At 31.2% G+C, this 22,938-nt stretch carries 17 protein-coding genes; 10 read left to right on the forward strand and 7 right to left on the reverse strand.

What is annotated here, in order from left to right:
- Positions 1-64: 64 nt before the first annotated feature.
- On the reverse strand, positions 65-1,294 hold the full coding sequence (locus ACWJJ7_RS17225) for a 6-phosphofructokinase (RefSeq protein WP_462963175.1): 1,230 nt from the start codon (positions 1,292-1,294) through the stop codon (positions 65-67).
- Positions 1,295-1,587: 293 nt separating this feature from the next.
- Between ACWJJ7_RS17225 and ACWJJ7_RS17230 the strand changes: the two genes are divergently transcribed.
- The 3 genes from ACWJJ7_RS17230 to ACWJJ7_RS17240 all read left to right on the forward strand — a co-directional run bounded on the left by ACWJJ7_RS17230 (position 1,588) and on the right by ACWJJ7_RS17240 (position 5,400).
- Positions 1,588-3,900, forward strand: a complete 2,313-nt coding sequence (locus ACWJJ7_RS17230; protein WP_462963176.1) for a VIT and vWA domain-containing protein — start codon at positions 1,588-1,590, stop codon at positions 3,898-3,900.
- 105 nt (positions 3,901-4,005) lie between these two features.
- On the forward strand, positions 4,006-4,770 hold the full coding sequence (locus tag ACWJJ7_RS17235) for a hypothetical protein (protein WP_462963177.1): 765 nt from the start codon (positions 4,006-4,008) through the stop codon (positions 4,768-4,770).
- A gap of 63 nt (positions 4,771-4,833) precedes the next feature.
- Positions 4,834-5,400, forward strand: a complete 567-nt coding sequence (locus ACWJJ7_RS17240) for a GerMN domain-containing protein (protein ID WP_462963178.1) — start codon at positions 4,834-4,836, stop codon at positions 5,398-5,400.
- Positions 5,401-6,019: 619 nt separating this feature from the next.
- On the opposite strand, the gene ltaE is transcribed toward ACWJJ7_RS17240, so the two are convergent.
- The gene (gene ltaE, locus ACWJJ7_RS17245) at positions 6,020-7,057 is read right to left on the reverse strand and encodes a low-specificity L-threonine aldolase (protein WP_462963179.1); all 1,038 of its coding nucleotides are present in this window, start codon (positions 7,055-7,057) and stop codon (positions 6,020-6,022) included.
- A gap of 112 nt (positions 7,058-7,169) precedes the next feature.
- Here ltaE and ACWJJ7_RS17250 point away from each other — a divergent pair, with 112 nt between their 5' ends.
- The 4 genes from ACWJJ7_RS17250 to radA all read left to right on the forward strand — a co-directional run bounded on the left by ACWJJ7_RS17250 (position 7,170) and on the right by radA (position 15,006).
- Complete coding sequence (locus ACWJJ7_RS17250; RefSeq protein WP_462963180.1) at positions 7,170-8,585, forward strand: metallophosphoesterase family protein; 1,416 nt, start codon at positions 7,170-7,172, stop codon at positions 8,583-8,585.
- A gap of 13 nt (positions 8,586-8,598) precedes the next feature.
- A complete protein-coding gene (locus ACWJJ7_RS17255) occupies positions 8,599-11,460 on the forward strand; it encodes an ATP-binding protein (RefSeq protein ID WP_462963181.1) in 2,862 nt (953 codons plus the stop codon).
- 136 nt (positions 11,461-11,596) lie between these two features.
- Positions 11,597-13,603 (forward strand): DNA topoisomerase, encoded by a 2,007-nt coding sequence (locus ACWJJ7_RS17260; RefSeq protein ID WP_462965033.1) that lies wholly within the window; start codon positions 11,597-11,599, stop codon positions 13,601-13,603.
- 20 nt (positions 13,604-13,623) lie between these two features.
- A complete protein-coding gene (gene radA / locus ACWJJ7_RS17265; RefSeq protein ID WP_462963182.1) occupies positions 13,624-15,006 on the forward strand; it encodes a DNA repair protein RadA in 1,383 nt (460 codons plus the stop codon).
- A 270-nt stretch (positions 15,007-15,276) separates the two neighbouring features.
- On the opposite strand, the gene ACWJJ7_RS17270 is transcribed toward radA, so the two are convergent.
- Positions 15,277-17,037, reverse strand: a complete 1,761-nt coding sequence (locus tag ACWJJ7_RS17270) for a phosphoenolpyruvate carboxykinase (RefSeq protein ID WP_462963183.1) — start codon at positions 17,035-17,037, stop codon at positions 15,277-15,279.
- A 404-nt stretch (positions 17,038-17,441) separates the two neighbouring features.
- Here ACWJJ7_RS17270 and ACWJJ7_RS17275 point away from each other — a divergent pair, with 404 nt between their 5' ends.
- On the forward strand, positions 17,442-18,350 hold the full coding sequence (locus tag ACWJJ7_RS17275; protein WP_462963184.1) for a DMT family transporter: 909 nt from the start codon (positions 17,442-17,444) through the stop codon (positions 18,348-18,350).
- Positions 18,351-18,488: 138 nt separating this feature from the next.
- Here ACWJJ7_RS17275 and ACWJJ7_RS17280 read toward each other — a convergent pair whose 3' ends face one another.
- Both ACWJJ7_RS17280 and ACWJJ7_RS17285 read right to left on the reverse strand, forming a co-directional pair.
- On the reverse strand, positions 18,489-18,776 hold the full coding sequence (locus ACWJJ7_RS17280) for an ArsR/SmtB family transcription factor (RefSeq protein WP_462963185.1): 288 nt from the start codon (positions 18,774-18,776) through the stop codon (positions 18,489-18,491).
- Positions 18,777-18,991: 215 nt separating this feature from the next.
- The gene (locus ACWJJ7_RS17285) at positions 18,992-20,245 is read right to left on the reverse strand and encodes a D-alanyl-D-alanine carboxypeptidase family protein (protein ID WP_462963186.1); all 1,254 of its coding nucleotides are present in this window, start codon (positions 20,243-20,245) and stop codon (positions 18,992-18,994) included.
- A 235-nt stretch (positions 20,246-20,480) separates the two neighbouring features.
- Between ACWJJ7_RS17285 and ACWJJ7_RS17290 the strand changes: the two genes are divergently transcribed.
- Complete coding sequence (locus ACWJJ7_RS17290) at positions 20,481-21,095, forward strand: NUDIX hydrolase (protein ID WP_462963187.1); 615 nt, start codon at positions 20,481-20,483, stop codon at positions 21,093-21,095.
- A gap of 23 nt (positions 21,096-21,118) precedes the next feature.
- On the opposite strand, the gene ACWJJ7_RS17295 is transcribed toward ACWJJ7_RS17290, so the two are convergent.
- Positions 21,119-21,469: a hypothetical protein gene (locus ACWJJ7_RS17295; protein ID WP_462963188.1), complete on the reverse strand. Its 351-nt coding sequence runs from the start codon at positions 21,467-21,469 to the stop codon at positions 21,119-21,121.
- Positions 21,470-21,615: 146 nt separating this feature from the next.
- A complete protein-coding gene (locus ACWJJ7_RS17300) occupies positions 21,616-21,975 on the reverse strand; it encodes a winged helix-turn-helix transcriptional regulator (protein WP_462963189.1) in 360 nt (119 codons plus the stop codon).
- Positions 21,976-22,132: 157 nt separating this feature from the next.
- Between ACWJJ7_RS17300 and ACWJJ7_RS17305 the strand changes: the two genes are divergently transcribed.
- Positions 22,133-22,774: a lactate utilization protein gene (locus ACWJJ7_RS17305; RefSeq protein ID WP_462963190.1), complete on the forward strand. Its 642-nt coding sequence runs from the start codon at positions 22,133-22,135 to the stop codon at positions 22,772-22,774.
- The last annotated feature ends 164 nt before the right edge of the window (positions 22,775-22,938 follow it).

Below are 22,938 nucleotides of genomic sequence, written 5' to 3' on the forward strand. Positions count from 1 at the left end.
CAGAAATGTATACCTTTATTATTACCTTTAGGAAATATTAAACTAACCTTGTTACGGTTTTGTTTTAAAATTTAAAGGATTCTTCTAAAAATGTGTATTTAGGAAGACCATTTTCTATTGATATTTTTGGTTCACCCATTATTAATGGTAAGGTGTATTCGTAAGCATCGCGCGTAACATTATTACCTTCTGCATTTATCCATTCCTTAGGGAAGTATTTAATGTTATTTGCAACATGTACAGTATCCAGTGCAAAAGTTGCAGAGGTGTAAGGAGTGTTTGAAAGTCTTCTTATACCTATCATATTTCCGCTGATTCCATCTATAGAATAAATAGCAGCGGCTTTCCCTACTTCATATGCTTCATCAATATCTGTTTGAGATGCACAGTGCATTGAACAACGTTGAATTGTAGAAAGCTCTAAAACTCTAACTTTTTCAGCGGTACTCGTAGTTAAAATTAAATTCTTAAGATAGGCACAAACACCACCTAATTGGGCATGACCAAATTTATCGAGGCATGTTGCTCCCATTTCACCTAAGAATTTACCTTCTTTAGTTCTGATGCCCTCAGATACTACTACGAAAACATGATTTTTTTCAGTAAGTTTTTTACTTACATCTTTCAAAAATTTCTCTACATCAAAAGCTACTTCTGGTAGATATATAAAATCTGCAGCAGGTTTGCCGTTAATAGTTGCAAGGCAAGCACTGGCAGCGAGCCACCCAGTATCACGGCCCATAGTTTCAAGTATGAAGACCCCTTTTGCAGGATATACACTGGCATCTAGGAAGTTTTCAAGAACTTGAGTAGCGATTAGTTTAGCTGCACTTCCAAAGCCCGGGGTATGATCCATAATTGGTAGGTCGTTATCTATAGTTTTAGGAATGCCAATAAATTTTACATCCTTATTATGCTCATTTGCGTAAACACTAAATTTATGAACAGTATCTTGTGAATCATTACCCCCGATATAGAAGAAGGTTTTAATTTCATATTCTTCTAATATTTCAAAGAGTTTTATGTACTCCTCAGTGCTTTTTTCAAATGGTTTTAATTTATATCTGCAAGAACCAAGACCAGAGGAAGGTGTATATTTTAATCCTTTAACCTCATCATAGTCAATGGTGGATAGGTTTACAATGTGTTTGTCTAAAATACCTTGTATTCCATATATACCAGCATAAACATTATCATAATAGTGAGAACTTATATTTGCGTCTAGTACTCCTATAGCACTAGCATTTATTACGGAAGTTGGACCTCCTGATTGCGCTACTATACAATTTTTCATTAGAGAATCGCCCCTTTCAATATAACTTAAGTTAATAGTATGTTCTATAGGACATACTTATTTATTATAATGCACATAAAAACAAATAACAAGCCAGTATTATAGCATAACAGGTGATGTTTTTGGGGGAAAAGACGAAAATTTATAGAACTAGTATAACTTTCTTCTGAAATGTCTTTAATAATAAAATTGTTGCAAAAGTCAAAGACTAATTTTGATATTAATGATAATATATATATATAATATTTTAAAAATTCTGTAAAGATTTTGGTATTAAAATCAGGAGGGATACAATGTCTATTAATAAAAATAAACATAAAAAAGAATTGAAAAATAATATAATTTTAAAAGAGGTTAATATAAGGGGAAATTTATGTGGTGAATTTGCTGAATATACTATTGACCATGTATATGAGAATAAAGGAAGCAATAATGTAGAAGCAATTTATACTTTCCCAATTCCAGATGGAGCCGTTATATCAGGTTTTGAAGCAGTGCTTGGTGGGAGGACTATAAAGGGATTAATACAAGATAAGGAAGAAGCAAATAAGCTATATGAGAATGTTAAGGGAAAAGGTAATAACACTTTTATGCTGGAAGAATTTAAAGATAATATAGTTAGAATATTTATTGGCAAGATAATCCCTAATGAAGTTGTAAAAATTAAAGTGTCTTATATGGAAGAACTTAGTTATGAAAATAGAAACTTAAAATTAATTATTCCAACTATAATAACTCCAATAAATCTTTCTACTAATAATACATTACTGCTTCATGAAGATGGTGACAGTAATAAAAATTATAAGTTCACTTTAAGCCTATTAGTTGAATCTTTAACAAAATTAAAATTTAAATGTTCTTCCCATAAACTCAAGGTTGAATATGAAGAGAATAATTTATATAAAGTAACGTTAGATGGAAAAAATCAAAAAATGGATAAAGATTTAGAAATCATACTAGAAGAGCAAGAAAAAGTAGAAACTACAGGAATGATATATGATTATCCGAGAGACGATAAGGGGATTTTATATTTAAGATTTATACCGGACATTGAAATAGAACAAAAATCAACTGGAGAAAATTATATATTACTGCTAGATATATCAATGGATGAAGATAAGTTAATAGAGGGTAAAAATGCACTTCAACTATGTTTAAGAAATTTAAAACTAGGAGATACCTTTAATATTGCAGCTTTTGGAGATAAGCTTAATTACTTCTCTAAAGAGACCAAAGTTGATTTTAACGAAGAAAATTTAAGTAATGCTAGCAAGTGGATTGAAGAACTTATAGCAGAAAAAGATGCAGTAATTTTTGATGCAATAAAGTATGCACTACTTGGGAAAAGTGAAAAAGAGGAAAATATAATATTCTTATTTACAGATGATGTGGTTGAAAATGAAAAAGAAATATTAAATTTTGTGGAAGAGAATATTAAAGAAAGCCGAATATTTCCTTTTGGAATAGATACTTCAGTAAACAGCTATTTCATAAACAAGTTAGCTCGTATTAGTTATGGTGCCGCAGAAGTTATTTCCACTGATGAGAGAATTGAAGATAAGGTTCTTAGACAATTTAATAGAATCAAAAATCCTCAAATTACTGACATTGAAATTGATTGGGGTAAAATGAATGTGGAAACAACATTCCCAAGAACTATTGAATATATGTATGATAAAGAACCATTTTCAATTTTTGCTAAAATTAAAGGAGAAGTGGGCGGAGTTGTAACCGTAAAAGGAAAAGTTGGTAACAATAGAGTTCAAAGAACAATTATGCTTAATGAACTTGAACTAGAAGAAAATGTAAATCTAATTGAAAAAATGTGGTACAAAAAACGTATAGAATCGCTTCAACATAGAGTCAAGTATGAAAGAGGGGAACTTCGGGAGGCAATGAACAATAAAATTGTTGAAATTTCTAAAAAGGTTGGTATAATTTGCAAAGAAACTTCCTTTATTCTTTATGAAGAGATGGAAGATCCAATAATAGGAATAAGGATAAGAGAGATTTTACCTGTTAAAACCACGAAAAAGCTAGGAATTTCCTGTGAAGGTTTAGATGAAGACTCTGAATCAACAGCATTTTATTATAAAGATTTATTAAAACTAAAAGAAGGAAATGATAAATATGCTAATTTTCAAAGAAATGAATTATTAAGAGTTTTGGCATCGAACCAATTTGCCAGTGGAGCTTTTGGCATTAATGTGGAAGATAAATTAGAAAAAAATATAAAATACACTGTAAAAGCTATACTAGCATTTATCATAGGCAGTGAAGACACTAAGAAGTATACTAATCAATTAAATAAATCTATAGAGTTTTTAAATGGAGCACTAGGAAAGAACGATTTAGAAATAAACAAAGAAGAATACCTAAATTTATTGTTAGTTTTTAAATTGGCTATTAAAAAAAATATAGCACTATCTTTTCACAAAGAAAATATTGATAAGAAAATTAATGAAATCAAAGAAAAATTTGAATTGCAGAATGTTGATGTAATTGAAATGCAAGAAGAATTTATTAATAGGTTAAGGGAAAGTTCTAGTGAGCCTAAAGATACACTTAATTTTATAATTGACACCGCTATTTTAAAAACTGTTTAAAATTCATTAGAGTTTTAAGTATTAGGCACATGGAAATAAATAAGTAGTTAGGATATACTGACTACTTGTTTTTTTGAATCAACCTAAGAATAAGGAAGTAAGGTAATGATAAATGGAAATATAAAAGATTTAGAGTATGGCAGGTCAGAAATAATTGAAAAAAGAAATAGCATAAGAAAGAAATTTATAGTAAGATCTATTAATGTGAAGAATGGAAATATACAATGCATGTCAAATGAGGATTTGAAAATTTTATTCTATTTGTATGATGAAGAATTTTTTTATGATTACTTTAGTAAAAGCTTCAAAGGAAGCTTAATTTTTTCATTATCGACAAGGATGACTTCTGCTGCAGGAAAAACTATGTATAGTAGAAAGATAAAACTATTGCACGAAACACAAGAAAGTTATGAAATCAGGATGGGAATAAAATTCTTTTTTCAGTATTATAAGGTAGACAGAGACAAAATAGTTTCTGGTATAAATACAAAAGATTCCTTAGAGGCATTCCAAATAGTATTAGAACACGAATTATGCCATTTAATTGAACTACATATTTATAAAGAATCTAGTTGCAAAAAAATTAGGTTTAAAACTATGGTTAATAACTTATTTGCTCATACGGATGTGTATCACCAATTGCCAAGTCAAAAGGAGATAAGTTCACAAAAATACGGTTTAATAATAGGACAAAAGGTGAGTTTTGTGAATGCAGGTAAAAAATATAATGGGTTCATTTATAAAATAAATAAAAGAGCAACAGTTATGGTGAAGGATTCAAAAGGTACTTATAGAGATGGATATGGAAATGCCTATTCTAAATGGTATGTACAATTAGAGAAACTAATTTTTGAAAAAAATGTCACATAACATCATAATTTATGATATAATTTAGAAATAATTGCTAATTATATAAATAGGAAGGTGACAAAAATGAAGAAGATTCTTTCAATAATATTATGTAGTGTATTAATCTTTACATTGGCCGCTTGTGGAAAATCTGAGGTGAAAAAGGAGGAGCCAAAAGCAGTTACTAAAGTAGAAACTAAAGCAGATACTAAAGTAGAACCTAAAAGTAGTGAAGTGGTACTGTATTTTAGTGATGATCAAGCTATGTACTTAGTAGGGGAGAAAAGAAATATAGCAAAGTCTACAGCTAAGTCTATTGTAGAGGAATTAGTAAAAGGACCTAGTGTAAAGAGTGAAGGAGCAGGAAAATTGTATGCAACATTGCCTGTTGAAGCACAAGTACTAGATGTGAAGATTAAAGAACATATAGCTTATGTTGATTTTAAAGGTAACTTAAGTGAGGAAATGCAGGGTGGCTCTGCAGGTGAGGGAATGGCTTTGTTTTCAATAATAAACACATTAGTTTTAGATAAGGAATTAGGAATAACAAAGGTTCAATTTCTTGTTGACGGAAAAAAGGTAGACACTTTCAAAGGTCATTATGATGTTAGTAAACCTATGAGTGAAAATAAAGAAATGATAAAAAAATAATATTCAAAAGGTTTTAGATTTTTAATTTACTGAAAAACAAAAAAGACAAGTGTCTTATAAATACATTTAAACAAATAACAAGTCAATATGCTAGCCTATTTGATTTGTTATTTATTTTCATGTACCTAATAACTTGCCTTTTAACCCTAGGGACTATTTGACAACTTAGAACAGTCTTCGCTACAACCCATATACATACCTACACACCCATTTGTAATCTCTCAACAACATACAAGCATTACAGCACATATATACATCTTTGCTCGACAATATAGAACACCTTGGGAGCCAAAAACAATCTCTCGATTAAGAATAACCCCTAGTTATAAGTTAATAAAACCTGCGGCAACCTATATCATCTTAGCTCGAATATTACACATCCGGGAGAACCATATATATACGGTTAGGCACATATACAGCTGTTAAGAACCCATAATAATCTTCCCGCCGGCATATACAAAACCTTAGCAGATCTCGCATACACCTTTGGCCGAATACTCTAAAGCCATTTCCAGCCTACAAGCACTCTAGACTCAACCATAATAAATCATCTACTAAGATTATTGTATGCTTTTTTTTTTTTATTATACTATGTGGCATAATAAAAAAATTATAAAAATTAGCCTAGAGTAAGAATTTCTTTCAGAGAGGCTATAACAAATTCAACATCTTTTTCAGAAATCCAATTGTGAGTAACAAACCGCATTAACCCATCTTCTTCTCCATTAATTTTTATTCCTCTATTGTAGAATTTCTCTACTAAGTTATCGCTACTAAATCCAGTACTCCTTATATCGAAGAATACCATATTAATATGGATATCTTCTTTATTTACTACTATGCCAGGGATTTTTGACAATTCTTCGCCTAAAACTATAGCATTTTTGTGATCTATTTTAAGTTGTGGAATCATTTCACAAAGTGCTACAAGGCCTGCCGCAGCTAAAATACCAGATTGCCTTAAACCTCCACCTAAAACTTTTCTTTTCTTTCTTGCCTTATCAATAAAATTTTTACTACCCGCAAGCATAGAACCTATCGGTGCACAAAGAGATTTTGATAGGCAAAACATAACAGAATCACAATACTTAGTAATTTCTTGTGCATCCACATCTAAGTAAGCAGAAGCGTTAAAAAGCCTTGCTCCATCTAAGTGAACAGGTACTTCATGATTTTTTGCCAAGGTATAAATTTTTTTCATTGTACTTAGAGGTATTACTGTACCGAAGGAATGGGCATTTTCTACGCATATAAGGCCTGTACTAGGATAATGAATGTCTTCTTCCTCTTTTCTGATTTTAGATTCAATTTCTTTAGGATCTAATTCGCCCTTATTGCTCATTAGAGTCCTAAGCTGAACCCCAGCAATTATTGATGCACCAGCAACTTCATGCATTACTATATGGCAATCATCACCAAGAATTACCTCATTCCCCCTAGTGCAATGAGTAAAAAGTGCTAGTTGATTACCCATTGTACCGCTTGGTACAAATAGTGCAGCTTCTTTTCCAACAAGTTTAGCAGCGTACTCTTCTAGCTCGGTTACAGTTGGATCATCGCCATAAACATCATCCCCAACTTCAGCTGTGAACATAGCTTGTCTCATATTTTGTGTAGGCTGTGTTACTGTATCACTTCTTAAATCTATAAACCTCATTTTAATAACCCCCTTAAAATCTGTATAAATATATTATAGCTTAAAATTTTTTTATATTGTAGTAAATAATAAAATCTTAATGGAGTGGTAGTAATATATACTTTTGGTTTTTATGGTAAAATCTATATTAGGTGGTGGTAAAGTAATGAGTGGAACATTTCGATTTATTCATGCTGCAGACTTGCATTTAGGTTCCTTTCTTAATATAAATGGAAACCCGCAGGAGGAAATTAAAGACTTGTGTAAAGACGCTGTCTATGATGCCTTTGAAAGGATATGTAATAAAGCTATTTCATATAAGGTAGATTTTATATTACTTTGTGGAGACGTTTATGATAGCTATTTAAGATCCGTAAGAGGAAATAGTTTTTTTATTAATCAATGCGAAAGACTAAACGAAAAAGATATAAGTGTATATGCTATTTACGGTAATCACGATGCTATAAATGATGCACAGGAATTGTTTGCTATGCCCCAAAATGTTCATATATTAAGTTCTGATAAAGCAGAGAGTATTGAGGTATACAAAGAAGGGAAAGTTATAGCAAAAATTATTGGGAAATCTTATAAGCATCGATCCGAAAGAGAAAAAATATATGAAAACTATTTAGTGGATAATGATGTTTTTAATGTTGCAATGCTACATACGGCTTTAGAGGGGGATAATAAAAATTATGTTCCTTGCACTTTGGAGGAACTTAAGCTGGTACCTAATATAGATTATTGGGCTCTAGGTCATATTCATAAACTAAGTATTTTAAGCACTATGAAACCTATTATAGCTTTCCCAGGGATTCCTCAAGGGCGTGATATGGGAGAACAGGGAGTAGGTGGGGTTTTCTTAGTTACAGCATGCAAGAAAGAAATTATCCATATGGAATTCATCCCTATAGCAACAGTTATATATAAAAGGGTAGAAGTAATAATAAGTGATGAGAATAAAATAGAAAATTATAGTGATTTACTTCGAGCAATTTACAGTGAGGTAAGTGGTTTAACATATAGTCTTCCTGAAATTTATAGTGAGATTGTTCCTTTCAAGGAAGATAGATATTCTAAGGAAAGTACGCCTTTAAACGAAGATCTATTGGATGAATTTAAAGGCTATATTGTGAAGCTTATAATAAAAGGAAGAACAGATATGCACGGTGATATAAATAACATGACGGAAGATGATTATAAGCAGTTTATAGAGGATATAAATGAAGAACTGGTCGCCCAAAAATATTTTCTGTGGATAGATTCCATAATATTTAGAACCAAACCACTTATGCAGGATTTTGAAAGTCTAAAAATGCAAAACTCTATTTTTAAGGATTTAGATGAAATAATTAACTTGTATACTGAGGACCCTGAGCATAAAAACCAACTTGCGAAAAATTGGGGATCCATTTGGAAAAAACAAATTTATACAGAAAATATAGATGAAGATAAATTTGATTTTGATGAAGAAATTATGCAGGATATTATATCACAAGCTAGAGAATTGCTTATTGAAAAATTGGCAGAAGCTTTAGAAATAATGTAGGGGTGGTGAGAATTTGAAAATAACACAGCTAGATATTAGAGATTTTGGAGTGTTTCAAGGTGAAAAACTGGAAGGCTTGGGTGGCGGCATAATAGTTGTTGGTGGAGCAAATAGATCTGGTAAAACTAGCTTAATGCAGGTGCTTAGAAATATCCCGTTTGGTTTTTCAAATAATAGCAATCTACCTCCAGCCAAATTCCAATACGATGTACGATGTGATTTATTATTAGATGATGGACATGACGTAAATGTACTTTTAAAAGGATTTAGTAATCCGGAGATAGTTTATAATAATGCTACAGACAATAAAGCTAATAAAGGGTTATACAATATAGATAAAGCAGCCTACAGAGAACTCTTTACCATAAGTCTTGATGAGCTCAATAAGAGCTCGGGAAAGGAAGATAGTAATCTACAGTCTATGCTACTGGGTGCAGGTTTTAAGCATATTGTAAAAATTCCTGGAGTTGCTAAAGAGTTAAGGGAAAAAGCTAATGCAATTGGTGGAACTCGTGGAAATCCATCAACTAAAATGTTTAAGCCCTTCACGGAGAATATTAAAAAAGGTGTAGAGGGAAGGAAAAAATCCATATCCATGTTAGATACTTTTGCTGAAAAGAAAAATAGCTTATCCTATCTTCAGGCTAGCATAATTTCAAAGGAGAAGCAGCTTGAAAATAGCAATAATAATATAATTAAATTAGACATTTTAAGGCACAATTACGAGCTGAACCAAGAAAGAAAAAATCTTGAGGAGGAGCTTCAAACATATTTTTTTAGTCATAGCGATATAAAGGAATATAATATAGAGAAAGCAAAGACTCTAAAAATCCAATATATTAAAGAGTTAGAACAGTACAATAATGACAACAATGAATTTCAAAGGGAAATAGCTACAGAGAAACCTATGAAAGAATTACTTTTAGGTAGCAAGGCTTTAATTAGTGATTTTTATAATGGAATATCAGGCATTAAGGAAATGAACAAGAACCTACTAAGTGTAAAAAATGAGTATTATGAGAAAACACAGTCACTAATGAATAAAATTAAAAAATCAAATGATAACTGGTCTAGTTTTAAAGATGTTTCAGAGATTAATTGTGATGAGGTGCAACAATGTATTTTAATACAGAATATTGAAAAATTTAAAAAGGCAGAATACGATAGAGCAGTTTGTGATAAAAGAATTGAAGAAATCAAAATTCAAAGAGAAATCTTAGAAAAACAAATAGTAACCTGCGATTCTGCAACTTATATGAAAAAGTATTTTTATCTTACAGTATCTTTTATGATTTTAGGATTGGTATTATTTTTTATAGATAAATTGCTTGGGTGTTCACTAATAATAATGGGGGCAATAGGATCAGCCCTATATTTGTTTATAAATTACTCAAATAGCAAACTAATTATAAATAGAAATATAGAAATTAAAACTCAAATAGACAATAGGTCTGTTGATATCGGTAATAATTCCCAGGAAATAAAAAACTTAGATGAAAGTTTAAGAGAACTAAACAACATAATGGACGAGTATAGGGATATTCTAAAGCTTGATGGAAGAGTCTCGGCAGAAGGTATCAAAGATTATTTTAAAACAGTGTCTTATTTAAAGGATGAAATATCGGAGTATTATTTATTAAAGAAAAAGCTAAGCAGTCACTTTAATACTCTTAATGAATCTTTAAGTAGTATTGATGAGGTGCTTAAAAAATTTACTGAATTTAATACTAAAAATCCAGAAAAAATAAATTTAGATAATATTGAAAATATTTGTAGTGGAATGCTACTAAAGTTAGAGGATTTATATAAGTACTTGATACTGGGCGAAAAAGCCCATGAAAGTTGCTTAAAATTAAACATGGTAGAGAATGAAATATTGGGGTTTATTGGAAAAGATTGCTTAGAGAATATAGTTTTAAATATAGAAAAGTATATAAGTCAGGGAGAAAAGTATATAAAATATTTAAATAAGCAGAATGAATTAAAAATTATTCAGGGGAAGTTATTGCAAGCGGTAAAAAGCCAGCGTATAAAAAAAATATTGTATGATGGAAGAGGAGAAGCAGCAGCAGCAGCATCAGCATCCAGTGATGATGAATCCACTGATGATGCAAATCTATTGAAAATCCTTGAAAATTTATATAAGAAATATATCAACACTTACGAACTCACTTATGAATATGAGAGTTTAAACGCTGAAATTAAAGAATTGGTAGGTCAATTGGATCTTTTAAAGAATGAAAAACAAACTTTAAAAGATGAACTTCTAGCCTTAAATTCTGATGAGATGTTAGTGCAATATGATAAAGAAATTAGACAGGCAAGAAGCCACTTGCGGCCGCTTGCAGAAAAATATGCTGTTTATAATACAGCAGCTTTATTACTCGAAAAAATCAGAGAAAGATTTTTAGAAAGTACCAAGGATAAGCTATTAAAAGGAGCTAGTGATATTCTAAGTGAAATAACTTCTGGGGAATATAAAGATATTATGCCACAGGACGATTTAATGCAGGGAGACTTTAAAACTGTATTACGAGATGAAAGTGTTAAGGAGAGTTCAAGAGAGTTAAGCAGGGGCACAAAAGAACAATTATTTCTGGCAGTCCGTATAAGTAGAATAAAAGAAATAAAGCCAAGTTTACCAGTGATTTTAGACGATTCCTTTGTTAATTTTGATATTGCACATACAAAAAACACAGTTAAGGCATTAGTACAGCTTTCAAAATCGCATCAAATTTTTGTGCTTACTTGTCATGCAACCTTGGTAGAGTTAATAAATGATCTAGAGCCACAGGCACAATATTTCGAATTAGATAAGGGTAAATTTGAAAAAAGCACAGGGGGAGATCTAAAAAAATATCTAAAAGAACTATAAGTGTATTTCCTTTGAAATAGGTACGTGAAAAATGGTATAATAGATTGCTTAATGCAATTATTAGAGCATGTATTATAGAATTTGTTAATACTTCAGCTCCGCAGGAGATGATTTAATGGAAAGTGAAGTGGTAATTATTAGTAAGGCGTTATTTATTACAGAGAAACCAAGTGTTGCTGCGGAATTTGCCAAAGTCTTAAAAATAAATGGTAGAAAGTTTGATGGATATATAGAGTCTGACAAAGCTGTTGTTACATGGTGTGTGGGACATCTTGTTACTATGAGCTACCCTGAAAAATATGATGTAAAACTTAAAAAATGGTCTTTGGATACTTTACCATTTTTACCTAAAAAGTATAAATATGAAGTTATAGACGGAGTGAAAAAACAATTTAGTATAGTTAAGAGCCAATTAATACGCGAAGATATTGATAGAATTTATGTTTGTACAGATTCCGGGCGAGAAGGGGAGTACATATATAGATTAGTAGATGAAATGGCGGGGAGTCCTAATAAGCAAAAACGAAGAGTGTGGATAGATTCACAAACGGAAGCGGAGATTATTCGAGGAGTTAAAGAAGCTAAGGATTTGAGTGAGTATGATAATTTATCGGAAGCTGCTTATTTAAGAGCAAAAGAGGATTATCTAATGGGGATTAATTTTTCAAGGCTTTTAAGTTTAGTCTATGGAAAAACTGTAAGCAATTATCTTGGGAAAAATTATATAGTTATTGCTGTGGGACGAGTAATGTCTTGTGTGCTTGGAATGGTAGTTCAAAGGGAAAGAGAAGTTCGCGAGTTTGTTGTTACTCCTTTTTTTAAGATTATGGTCAGCTTTAAGGTGGATGAAGGTTGTAATTATGAGGGAGAATGGAAAGCGGTAGAAGGTTCTAAGTATTTTGACTCACCTATGCTTTACAATGAAGGCGGATTTAAAACTAAGGAAACGGCAGAAAAGCTAATAGGAGAACTTAGGGATTCTAGTATAGATGGTAAAGCGTATGTTGAAAACATTACTAAGAAAAAAGAGAACAAAAATGCACCGCTTCTTTTTAATTTAGCAGAAATACAAAATGAGTGTTCTAAAAAATTCAAAATAAATCCAGAACAAACGCTTAGTCACATTCAAGCATTATATGAGAAGAAAATGCTTACATATCCAAGAACGGATGCTAGGGTATTGTCTACAGCAGTGGCAAAAGAAATAAATAGTAATATAAAAAAATTAACAAATTTAAATGGAAATACAGAGATCAAAAATATAGCTCAGCATATTATAGAAAAAAAATGGTACACTAATTTAGCTAAAACAAAGTATGTTGATGATAGCAAAATAACCGATCATTATGCTATTATTCCAACAGGTGAAGGCCTTCAAAACTATTCGGCGCTAAATGAACTACAAAAGAAAATCTATAATTTAGTGCTACGACGGTTTTTGGCAATATTCTATCCGCCGGCTGTCTATAGTAAGGTTTCTGTTATAACAAAAATTGACAAGGAAAGATTTTTCACCTCAGATAAGGTGTGCATCGAACTTGGATATTTAGAGGTTTTAAAACCAGATAGGGATAGCAATGAGAGTGAAAGCACAAATATGAAATTTTTGAGCACATTAAAAAAAGGTCAAAGTGTAGAACTTGAAGATTTAGTTGTAAAAGAAGGTAAAACTTCTCCTCCTAAAAGGTTTACTACAGGTTCAATAATTATAGCTATGGAAAATGCGGGTAAGCTAATTGAAGATGAAGAACTAAGGGAACATATAAAAGGGTCGGGTATTGGTACAAGTGCCACTCGTTCAGGAATTTTAACGAAGCTTGAAAAAATAGAATACATTAAATCTAATAATAAAACACAAGTAGTTATGCCTACTCTACTTGGAGAAATTATCTATGATGTAGTGAAAAATTCTATCCCCACGCTTTTAAATCCAGAGTTAACAGCTAGTTGGGAAAAAGGATTAACCATGGTTACTCAAAAAGAAATAGCTGGAGATTTGTACATGGAAAAGCTTGAAAATTATATTATCAAAAATAATGATAGAGTACTTAAACTAAATAATGGACAAAGGCTTAAAAGCAATTTTGATATGGCAAGTGAGTTTTACAAAAATTCGAAAGCGGAGGGAGCTGAAAGAAAATAACAATAGGGAGATGATTCTAATTGGCAAAAGATAAAATAATCTATATTTGTAAAGAGTGTGGGTCACATGCTCCAAAATGGATGGGTAAATGTAATGATTGCGGTGCATGGAATTCATATGAAGAGAAAGTTGTTAAGGCGGGCTTAGCTAAATCAAATACCTTAAATAGTATGGTAACAACAACTAAACCTACAAAACTTAAGGCGGTTGTACAGGCGAGCAGTGACAGAATAATTACTGGAGTTTCAGAGTTTGATAGAGTTATGGGTGGAGGAATAGTTAGAGATAGTGTGACTATTATATCGGCTCCCCCAGGGGCGGGAAAGTCTACACTTTTGCTACAATTAGCAAATTCACTGTCATTAAAAGGATATAAAATTTTATATGCGTCTGGAGAGGAAAGTAATAGCCAAATTAAAAATAGAGCTGACAGAACAGTAAAAGAGATAGCTGATAACTTTTGGGTTGTTTCAGATACAAAGTTAGATGAAATATTACAACATATAGAAACTGTCGATGCTGATTTAATAATACTTGACAGTATTCAAACATTCACTTTGGATGAATATTCAAGTTCGAGGGCGGGTTCTCCTACTCAAGTAATTGAATGTGCCACAGCTTTGAAGGATAGAGCAAAAAATCCAGAGAGACCAAGAGCTGTTTTTCTGGTTGGGCAAATGACAAAGGCAGATGAGATGGCAGGACCACGCATATTAGAACATTTAGTAGATACTGTATTATATATTGAGGGAGAAGATGGAGAAGAGCTAAAACACTTGGTAAGTAAAAAAAACCGTTTCGGAAATACGGAAGAGAGTGGTATGTTTAGGCTTTCGGACGTAGGAATGGAAGAGATTACTGACCCTTCTGAGTTTTTTATGACCAAAAGAGATGAGTTAGTTCCAGGAAGTGCTTTAGCTGTTATAAAGGATGGAACAAGACCCATCGTTATAGAAATAGAAAGTCTTGTATCTAAATCTTTTACTCCTTACCCAAGCAGGTTAAGTGAGTGTTTTTCAAGGAAGGAACAACTGGGAACCCTTATTTCTATTCTTGAAGAAAGGGGAGGAATAGGGCTTTATGATAAGAATGTTATTATAAAAGCAACAGGGGGTCTTAAACTAACTGAAACATCGGTGAATCTTGCTGTAGTTATGAGCATTGCATCTTCTACGCTTAATCATGGAATAGCTACAGATACAGTATTTATTGGAGAACTGGGTCTTACTGGTGAATTAAAAAAAGTCCCATCTTTAGAGCAAAGACTAAAAGAAGTAGACAGGATGGGGTTTAAAAAGGCTTATATACCTCAAAATTGTTTAAAGGCGGGGGTTAAATTTAAGAACTTAAAGGTTATCCCATGTAAAAAATTAACCGATGTTATTGAAAAAGAGATGAAATAGGGGTGCATAATAGTATGAACTTTCTCCTGCGTGACTCCAAATAAGAGATTGAAACGTGAAATTCCATTAAGAAATTCTAATTCTTTGCCAATATAAAATTCTCTAACGCTCACATTCGCCGTCCTGGCTCAGGTTCGCTAGCCTGCCGTCCTGGCAGGCTTACGAGAATTTTATATTGGCAAATCAAGAATTTCTAAATGGAATTTCAATGTTTCTGCACTTCTTATTTGGAGTCACTCCCGGAGAAAGTTCATACTGATTGCATCTTCCTTATTCTATAATTAATTCAAAGAGTTTTTTTGCTGCTTTTTTAGGACCATCTTTTTCTTGTCCTTTTACACCCAAGGAGGTTCTAATTTGACCAACTTTTACACCTGTTTTGAAGAATTCCTCAAAATAGTTCACTAGAAGTACATCTACTAGTTCTTGTTTTTGAACAGGACCAAAAGGGTTTGCAAAATAAGAGGTTACAAGACCTAATTCAGTAGTAGTACCCTTTGCCAACCTTGACCCTCTTTTGCAAACATCAATAGCGTCCACAGGATTTGTAAAGAAATCAATTTCTTCAATATCACCGATTACTTCTTCATAATTATTTGCATAGAGGAATAAATCTATGGGGTATCCCTTAATAATATCTTTATAGCTTGCTACTGGCATAACAAGTCTTGCATTAATTTTATCAGGATTCATAAAAATGCTTCTATCAATTTCTTTAAAGGCATAACCTGCATCTAAATCATCGAGTCTTACGAAAGCGCCAATTTCAGTTCCAAAGGCTAATGGTTTAGCGCCTTCGTTTAGAGTTAAAACGCCCATATCATCAAAGACTATGGTCATGTCACTGATATAATCTTCACTTAAACTTCGAAAGGCTTCTAAGCATTCAGACTTACCCGCACCGCTATCACCCATGATAACAATATTTGCACTGTTACCATTATTCATAATAATGTTTACCATTGCACCATGAATTGGCAGAGAACCTCGTTTAATCATTATTAAGTTATGAAGTGTTAAGGTCATTTTTTTTACATATCCGAAATAATCAATTTCATCGCCATAACTTATATAGCCAAGCATAATATTATTTGCTACATCATCATAAAATACTGTACTGCCTTTAGAAGAAGAGTTTTTAACACTAGAAGAATCTTTACCACCAAAAACAAAAACTATATCTGGCCTAATGCCCCTATATTCACTTTCACTTGCCATTTCAAAGAGGTTACATAGCGTTATTGCATGGGCCATAAAATCTCTGTGAATATAAATGAATGCAAGTAAAGTGCCTACTTTAGCTGGATAACAAAACCAATGGTCTGTGCTTATAGTACAATTTTTCAATGGGTTTTCAAAGCATTCATTAAAAATTCCATCGCGAGTATTCTTTTTAGGGTAGCTTATATAAGGTAAATCTAGTATTATTGAATCAATAAATGGAACGTCTTTTAATAGTTCATATCCAGAAGGCATTGGCCAATCTACATTGTTAACAATTAGACCAGCATTGCCACCTGCAGGCAGTTGTCTGTAAACCTTAGGTTTATAGCCAACAACATTCTCTTCAATTTTTCTGTATAAATTAAGTATAAGCATTGAAAAATCATTGTTAGCTTCAACAAAGCTTGTTTTCTCTAAGCCCTCATTGATTTTATTGTTGTGAATTACAGTGTATCTTTCAAGTTTTCTCCAAAAGCCATAGAAATCTTCTATAAAATCAATAAAAGTATCCTTGCTACTTATAAGGGAATTATATTTAGTGTTTAAATTTATAATCTCATGTAAATTTAATACAGATAAGAGTTTAAATAAATGTACAATGAAAACATCTAAATTCTCATTGTCTGTGTGTGCATTTTGGATCAAATATTTATATATATTCGATTTTTTCTTTTTTATTTTCTTAAGATAAGCGTTAAAAACCCGTCGAAATCCAGCACTTTCTAATAGTTTTTCAGGACTATTACAGTATTTTGCAGTGAAATTTATCATTACTTTATCGTTACTTAATGAAAATTCTTTTTTCAAATTGGCACCTCCATATGTGAGAACATAATTTTTCCGTTTTAATAAAATGAAATTTATATAAATAAACATTTCATAAGTAACGGCTAAAACTTTAATACTATAATATAATACTGCAGAAATGAAATATTAACAACATAAAAATTGCAGAAATCGTATTTAATATATTATGCACAGGAAAATAAATAGGGATATAGACATACTAGGATATTGAATTGTTATTTTTTATATGTGCCTTATCATAATAATATATTAGAGTAACTATATATTTGAAATAAAATTATGGTATAATTCTTGGCAATTCTGAGATATAATAATATTAGGCCTATAATATGGGTAACAAGTCAAAATAGATTTGCATATTGGGTTGTTATTTATTTCTATGCGAGGTGAAGGGGAGTGATATATTGAAAAACAAAAAAATATCTCATGTATTGGCAATAATATTAATGTTTATGTGGAGTTTATCATATTTAAGCATAAAGGTTATATCAGAAGAGGTAGGTGCAACATTATCGGCATTTTATAGATTTGCGTTAGCGTCAATAATTTTATTTATAATATTAAAAGTAAAATTCCCTAAGGAAAAAGTTTTAAAAGAGGACAAGCTTAAATTTGCCTTGGGCGGGCTCTTTGGAGTAACAATATATTTTATACTTGAGAACTATTCTGTTGCATATACGTCTGCATCAAATGTTGCAATTTTAATTGCGTCTATACCTGTATTTACTCTATTTACTCAAAGGATAATTTATAAAGAGAAACTTACTTATGGGAAGATAATTGGTGCCACATTAAGTTTAATTGGAATTATTATAATAGTTGCATCTAAGGAAAGAGTAAGCTTATTATCAAAAGGAAGTATAGGAGACTTGATGACTCTTGGAGCAGTGTTTTCTTGGATAATTTACAACATTGTTTGTAGTAGCTTTAAAGGGAATTATAAAGTTATAACTATAACTACTTATGAAATTATGTGGGGATCGTTATTCTTAAGTCCTTCAATATTTTTTAGCACGCTTCAAGTTCCTTCTACCAAAGTTATATTAAATATATTGTTTTTATCAATTTTTTGCTCTTGCATTGGGTATGTAATATATGTACATTGCCTAAAGGATCTTGGAGCAACCGTTATTACTACATATATAAATTTACAGCCTATTATGAGTCTGATTGCAGCGGGGGTAATACTAAATGAAGCTATTACGATTTCACAGGTAATAGGATGTGTGATCATAATAATGGGGGTAAGTTTAGTTAGTTTAGATGGTAGGTTAAATTTTAGAAGGCAAAAAAGAATACCTGATAAGTTATAATTATTAATGTTGGAAATTTTAATGTATAATATTTTTTCTCATAGTATGTTAACAAAAGTATATATTGCATAAAATGTGTGCATTAAGAGCAATATATACTTTTAGTTATAACATACTATTAGGAACCGTATATTTGATTTAAGATTCATCAGGAAATATCGCATTTATTACGTTTATGATGGTTTCATTACAAATTTTATAATTAATTTGTAGGCCATTTCTTTCACCTTTGATAATTCCTAAAGATTTTAGTTTTTGAAGATGCTGAGAAACGGTGGATTGAGGAAGGTCTAAACAATTCTGCATATAGCTAACATTGCAGCTTCCCTTGTTCATAAGGCCTCTAATAATACATATTCGTGCAGGGTGAGCAATAGCTTTTAATAAATCAGCAATTTCTGTATATTGTTCAAAATTCGCATTCATAAAAAAATCTCCTTTTAAAAATCAATTAATTTTAATCTTAGCTTTGTTTTATACATTATATGTAATGAAAAATATAACAACTTGTAATATATTAATATTCTTATATTAATATATTACGATATAAATGTCAATATACTCGCAAAAAAATTATTCCAAAAGCAAAAAAAGGACTATATTAATTTTTTAATTAATATAGTCCTTAAATCCGCAAATAACTATTTGAATCTCATTCCTCTACTATGACGATTTTTACGTCTGTTGATAGAAGAGATTAATAATACAATTAATGCTAAAACTACGATTAGTACAATGGCAGCTGCGGCATAGATAATTATATTATCTTTAATAAGAGCAGATTTTGAGATCATTGGATATAATTTATAGCTTTTTTCAGCGTCTTTTTGTTTGAAAATTAATGTCCCAACAGAAGTCTTTTTATTAAGTTTCCATGCATTTGTGAGGGAAACTTTAGCGGAAGTTTGTGGTGTGACATCATTTTTATAATAAGTTACATCTTCTTTTGACTCTAATGGAACACTAATTGTTTTTTTTGGTCCTATGAATGGAATAACCTTATAGGGTACAGAAATTGTTTTTAGTGCAGTGCTTTTTTTAGTAAGTACGTCTTTTTGAGCAGCATAACTATAGTTAATTAGTGTTGTCATATCTTCAAAGACTTTTGTATCTTTTGCATCATACTCAGAATTCATAACAACGCCTATGATTTTACGACCATTACGCTCGTATATAGAAACTAAGCATCTCCCAGCCTTTTCTGTAACGCCAGTTTTACCACCTACGTTGCCAGCGATGCCAAGAAGTTTATTTCTATTCTGAACAGTAGCTTCGACTCCATTAGCAGATTTTATTACGCTTGTTTTTTTACCCATAGACTTTTTTACCCAATCATTTTTATAGGCAGCTCTACCTAAAAGAGTTAAGTCATAAGGGGTTGTATAATGTTGATCATTTTTATCATCCAAACCATTAGGTGTGATAAAATGAGAGCCTTTCATTCCTAGCTGCGTAGCCTTGTCATTCATCATTTTAGCAAAATTAGTTGGATTTTGACCAACGTTATCGGCAATCATATAGGCTATATCATTTCCCGAATAAAGAAGAAGTCCATCCATTACGTTGTCAGCGGACATTGTATCTCCAATTGCTACAGGCTGTACATTTAGATTATAAGAGTAAGATGGTTGTTCTTTTGCAGTTTTTGTATAAGTTAAATTGTCTGTTGATTTTTTATTTTCAGCTAGTAGCAAAGCTGTAACAAGCTTTGTAATGCTTGCTGGGTACATCTTATTATCAATGTTTTTGGTGTAAATAATTTCGTTAGTATCCATATCTACAGAAATGGCAGCTTTACCAATTAATTCTGGTGGGTTAACAGCAGCTAAAACAGTTGTAGAAAAGATTAAAGTAAACACTAGTGTAAATAATAAAAGCCGATTTTTTCTTTTCAATTTTCATCTCTCCATTTGTATTAAATTTTATCTTTATCTATTAATAATTATAAAGCAAGTATATCATTTTAAGATATTAAGAACAAGGTACATTGATTAATGAAGATGTATTTAGGATGAAGTTAATACAATTTATTTATGTTTGCTATGTGAGACCCAAAATAAAGAAGGTTTGGTTTATTATTTTAGTATCTTGGTATATTATATAAGTAGGTTGAATCAGGAGGTAATAGATATGGTAAATAAGCTAGAAAAAATATTTAAAAATAGAGATTCTAAGGTTATTGGAGAATTTAAAGAAAGTGCGGTTATGATATTATTTATGGAGGATGCAGAGGAATTATCTATTGTATTTGAAGTGCGTGCACATAAATTAAGAAGCCAGCCAGGTGATGTTTGTCTTCCGGGTGGAAAAGTGGAACTAGATGAAAATCCAAGAGAAACTTCTATAAGAGAAACTATGGAAGAATTAAATTTAGAAAGAGATCAAATTGAAATTATAGGGGATATGGATTATTATATAAGCCCTTATGGTAACTTGCTATATGCTTTTGTAGGCAAACTAAAATATGGTGAAATAAATCCTAATGAGGATGAAGTAGATCACGTTTTTAAAGTTCCATTAAAATTTTTTTTTGAAAATGAACCCCTGCTTTATAGAATGGAGATAGGTCCAATAAACCAAGAGGGTTTTCCTTTTCATTTAATAAATGGAGGAAAAGACTATAAGTTTAGAAAAGGGTATCTAGATGAGTATTTTTATGAATATAATAAATATAAGATATGGGGTTTTACAGCGCAAATTATTAAAAGCTTTATTGAAATTTTACAAAACAGTAATAAGAAATAAATTATTACTGTTTTGTAGTTATACTATTTACTGCGTGCAACTTTGTTTTGCTTAATGAAAAATAAAACACTTAGTGCGATAAGAACTAAATAGATAAAAACATATATAATTGAAACTAATCCTGATTTATAGAAAAATTTTATATAAATAAACGCACTTTGTGATATTATGGCCCAAAATAGAGAAATAAAAGCCATGATGTTATTTCCGTGTCTCCAATGCTCAGGGTCTTTCATTGATCCAATAATCTTATCTCGTCTTTTACTTTTATCCCCTGTGTTAATTACTAGAAATTTGTAATACAAGAAAAATATAAATGTTACTATAGAAATTGCAAAAAACATATATGATAGTGAAGTACTGGTTACATTCAAAAAAATCACTCCTTTTAGAAATTAATATGCCCTAAAAGTTAAAAGATTATGTTTAGGTACACAATTAACATGCACGCATACTAAATATGAGCATACCTAATATGGATATATTAAAAAAGAGTGGAAAATTCCACCATTTAAAAAAATTATTCTTTTTTTTCAGAAATAATCCCTTCATAATAATCGTTTCCCCACTTACACATAACGTCTAATATAGGCATTACACTTTTGCCTTGTTTTGTTAAAGAGTATTCTACTTTAGGAGGAACTTCTGCATATACTTTTCTATGAACCATTTCATATGATTCTAATTCTCTAAGCTGTTGTGTTAACATTTTTTGTGTTATTCCACACATGGAACGTTTCAATTCGCTAAATCTTAATACACCGTTTTGGGCGAGTTTCCAAAGAATAATTGGCTTCCATTTACCACCTATTATATCTAGTGTTAACTCTATGGCACAACTGTATTCTTTATTATTTATTTTCATAATTTTATCGCTCATAATACCTCCTAGTGTTATTTCGAGTGGTAACAGTTCTTAGTATACTAAGTAACTTATAAGTGAGTACTTGATTAAAAAACCTTTGGTATATACAATTATATCATTGATATATTTTATATACAATGATACAATGCATCTTAAAAAAGGAGGGAAAGAAATGAAAGAAATTCATACATGGCATAAAGAGACTATTGGGGCAAAAGTAGTAGAGGTTCTTAAAAAAAATGGTTTTTCAGCAGTTTATTTTAAAAAAGGTGAGGAAGCCTCAGAATTTATAATGAATAATGTACACAAGGGTGACAGAGTAGGTTTTGGAGGATCAATGACTATAAGTGAACTTGGTATACAAGAGAAGGTAAGGACCATGGGAGGAGTTGTATTAGATCATGGTGATCCTACTTTATCACCTTACGAAAAAGTGGAGACTATGAGGGGTGAGCTCCTTAGTGATGTTTATTTATGTAGTTCTAATGCTGTAACTTTGGATGGAGAGCTTGTTAACATTGATGGAGCAGGAAATAGAGTGGCAGCAATGAGTTTTGGACCTAAAAAAGTCATTGTTGTAGTAGGGGTTAATAAAATTTGTAAAAATGAAGCTTCAGCGTTTGGGCGAATAGAACAAATTGCGGCACCAAAGAATAACATGAGACTAAATATGCCAAATCCTTGTACTAAGACAGGAGTTTGCAATGACTGCAAAACAGATACTAGAATCTGTAGGATTTATTCTGTAATTAAAAGAAAGCCTATGAGAACTGATATTACTGTAGTTGTAATTGGTGAGGATTTCGGTTTTTAACGACATTTCAGAAGGAAAGACTCCCACTTATATAAGTGGGAGTTCATACTATAATAAAGATAAAACTTCAGTGGGAATATAAATTTCATTCTGAAGTCGTCAATTTATCTTCTTCGAAGCTATGCGGCACCGCAGGTGACGATTTAACGACATTTCAGGTAAAT

It is taken from the genome of Clostridium sp. CM042 (assembly GCF_055080995.1).

What these genes read in the sequence shown, in the direction of transcription:
- ACWJJ7_RS17225 (WP_462963175.1), bottom strand. Translation starts at nt 1,294, where the DNA reads ATGAAAAATTGTATAGTAGCGCAATCAGGAGGTCCAACTTCCGTAATA.
- ACWJJ7_RS17230 (WP_462963176.1), top strand. Translation starts at nt 1,588, where the DNA reads ATGTCTATTAATAAAAATAAACATAAAAAAGAATTGAAAAATAATATA.
- ACWJJ7_RS17235 (WP_462963177.1), top strand. Translation starts at nt 4,006, where the DNA reads ATGATAAATGGAAATATAAAAGATTTAGAGTATGGCAGGTCAGAAATA.
- ACWJJ7_RS17240 (WP_462963178.1), top strand. Translation starts at nt 4,834, where the DNA reads ATGAAGAAGATTCTTTCAATAATATTATGTAGTGTATTAATCTTTACA.
- ltaE (WP_462963179.1), bottom strand. Translation starts at nt 7,057, where the DNA reads ATGAGGTTTATAGATTTAAGAAGTGATACAGTAACACAGCCTACACAA.
- ACWJJ7_RS17250 (WP_462963180.1), top strand. Translation starts at nt 7,170, where the DNA reads ATGGTAAAATCTATATTAGGTGGTGGTAAAGTAATGAGTGGAACATTT.
- ACWJJ7_RS17280 (WP_462963185.1), bottom strand. Translation starts at nt 18,776, where the DNA reads ATGAATGCGAATTTTGAACAATATACAGAAATTGCTGATTTATTAAAA.
- ACWJJ7_RS17290 (WP_462963187.1), top strand. Translation starts at nt 20,481, where the DNA reads ATGGTAAATAAGCTAGAAAAAATATTTAAAAATAGAGATTCTAAGGTT.
- ACWJJ7_RS17300 (WP_462963189.1), bottom strand. Translation starts at nt 21,975, where the DNA reads ATGAGCGATAAAATTATGAAAATAAATAATAAAGAATACAGTTGTGCC.
- ACWJJ7_RS17305 (WP_462963190.1), top strand. Translation starts at nt 22,133, where the DNA reads ATGAAAGAAATTCATACATGGCATAAAGAGACTATTGGGGCAAAAGTA.